Origin of the sequence: Clostridium sp. CAG:43, from assembly GCF_000434655.1 — a bacterium.
Taxonomy (GTDB): Bacteria; Bacillota; Clostridia; order Lachnospirales; family Lachnospiraceae; genus Otoolea; species Otoolea fessa.
Window position 1 is genome coordinate 17482 of sequence record NZ_FR895072.1, and the last position, 2894, is coordinate 20375.

At 49.4% G+C, this 2894-nt stretch carries 1 pseudogene; it reads right to left on the reverse strand.

The window, feature by feature from the left end:
- Positions 1 to 2829 (reverse strand): annotated as a pseudogene (locus QVO97_RS05850) (hypothetical protein); the annotation flags it as partial.
- Positions 2830 to 2894 lie beyond the last annotated feature (65 nt).

Consider the following 2894-nt stretch of genomic DNA (forward strand, 5'->3'; position numbering starts at 1 on the left):
TTGTTCTTTATCCTTCACATACAGAAGCTGGTTTCCCGCATAACCTTTCTGCACATACATCCGGATCACATTTCCAAACGAATCGCGCACCACATTGACACCGGCATACGCCCGGTCCTCACTGTCCCCGTTCTTCTTTACCTCGATCGCATCATACAGGCACATCGATGCACCTGGAAGATAGCGGTTGAGTGCGTGTGCCGTATCTGGAACCCGATGCCAGATCGCTTTTCCAGTAAAAACCTGATCCTCATAAATCAGGTCAATCCACTCCCCGGCTTCCTGTTTTGCCCTCAGACTATCCAGCCAGCCCTTTGACCACCCATAGCCAAGGAACGTTCCCGACGCATTGTACGCCAGTTCCAGATTTTCAAGACCATAACGGTTCGAAAGCTCGGTCAAAGTTCCCTCTCGCCGATCGCTCAACTCAAACAAAATCTCCGTTTCATCCTGTTTTACTTTCGCGATTTCCAGCCGGATCGGCGTATTTCCTACATAAATCCGCGCCACATCCCCCAGGTTCTGCGGCTTATTGCCATTTGACTTCGTTCCATCCGGGTTCTGGACTGCTTCTCCGTTGCTGCTTATCCGGGTTACCATTTCTCTATACACGGCAGCTGCCACCCGCTGACCGCGCTCTCCGTCCCGATAATACGTTACTTCATCCGAATACACTTCCACCGCTATCGGTTTCGTTCTCACGTATCCTTCTGGTGCAGATAATTCACACAACACATAGGCTCCTGCTCCCAGCGGCTGCGGCGTGATCAGATATCCTGTATTCTGGTTGGACGGCAGAGTTTCCCCTAAACCACCAAAATCCTGCAGCGTCGAATAAACCCGGAATGTGCCCGTCCGCGTCCCAAAGGCATCCTGCATCACCACCTGATCGGTTTCACTGCAAATCGGAGTTCCTGCCGGGATTATGCCTGTATATTTTCCTGTATAAGGTGCTTTCCAGGGGTATTTTGACGGAATTAGCGTTTTCAAATCAACCGGCGCGATTTTCTTTGCCCCCATTGCCTCCAAAAATTCTCGGCTGGCTGTCACCTGTGTATCTTTTTCATAAAACTGCACCTCCCCCTCGCTGTATTTCGACGTGTCCCGGCTGGCGGCATAAATAGCGAACACCGCATCATCATGCAGAATATTCTCTCCCGTCTCCGAATCTAGTTTTTCAATCCGAAGCTTTGCAGCATAAAACGTATTCCGGTATTTTCCATCCGCGTAGCCGGTAAATCCCAACGCATCATAGGCGGACTCCGCCGCCGGTTCTGTCACACTGTAAGGCACCAATCCCTGAAAATACCGCCCGTCAAACCCGGTCAGCGCCCCGGTGATTGTCCTGACATGATCTTTCAGATAAAATCCCGCCGGATTGTTATCATCCGTCTTCTCTCCATACGGATATTCCACTGAATCTTCCCACCCTGCCTGCTCTGAGATCGAACCATAACGGTAATAGCTTTCTACCTTCTCGTTGCTCCGGTACCGGCTGTTTGCATTTTCAGACCGATAAATGTCCTTGTACGGCGCCATTTCCCTCTGAGCGGGCGAAAATCCGCTGTAGTCATAGCTTCCGCCTGGATAGGAGATCGTTCCCTGCCGTTTATCCGCATCCAGACCATATTTATAAATCTCATAAGTTCCATCCTGTCCATGTGCGCGGATCACATATTTCCTCAAATCCGCCTGATTTGTATCTCCCCACTCTTCATTCATCCGGATCTGATAGTTCGCCGCCAGCGTTTCCGGCGATGCCGAGGCGTCATATTGATAATCCGCTGACTTTTTTTCCGGAGATACGAGGTTTCCACCTGCCTCATAAACCGACGGGACTTCTATTTCTTTCGGCTGATCGATCCGATAATGCTGGTTTTTGAAATCTTCCAGTGCTCCCGAATACGGCTGCTGCTCGACTGCCACATAGGTTCCGTAAGGAAGGTATTTCGAAACGCCATAATAATAACCTTCCTCGGATTTTTTTAATTTTTCTGCTGACAACGTTGTTTTGTCCCGATCGGAACCTCCATTTTCCGCGCTGTCCCACTCAATCGCGTATAAATCATCCAAATCATAGGAGAAAAACGGCTTCAAATATTCCTCTGCTTTTAAAATTGCCTGATGTAATGCTTCATCATAGATATAATCCGGGTAGCCTTCCTGTCCGCCCGATGCTTGAATGTTCTGCTTCTTTACCTCATCCTTCAAATACCAGTCCATCGCAAACTGACGGACAGCATCCGACCGTTTTGCATTTTCTATGGCTGCTTCCGACGTACGGCTCTGGTTCTGTATCGCCGCATTGTTATGATGCGCCGGATCTTTTATTTCTCCGCCACCGGTTCCAAAAATGCCCGTACGGATCCACGCAAACGGCTTAAAGGATGTATCTGCTGCATCTGCCCGCTGCCATTTATCCCGGTTCGCCACCGCCATCGCATCGAAAAATTTCTCATACTGATAGCCGGAAACTTCCCGTACCGCTCCCGCTCCATCTTCCTTGGTCCGCATGACCGTCTCAAGAAGTCTTGTATATCCCTGATTAACCTCTTTCGAATCCGCTATCTGCCCGTCTTTTCCATATTCGTACAGACGTTCCTTTGCCGTCACTGCGCTGCCCCAGACATTGTTATTGACGGAACCAGCCGTCTGGGAATCTTTTTTATGAATTACCTGCGTGAAAATTTTCTGAACCGGAGCAAAGGATTCTCTAAGCCGTGGAAAATTCTTTTTTACCTCCGGCAACGAGACGACTTCCCCATCCCGGTTCATCCACACGATTTCGCCATCCGTATTCCGGTACAGACGTTCCAGATTGGATTTCAAATAGAGCTTAAAGCGGAAATTTGGCAGTGCTGAAGCGACATTTTCGTTTCCTCCCTCTTTTTCCG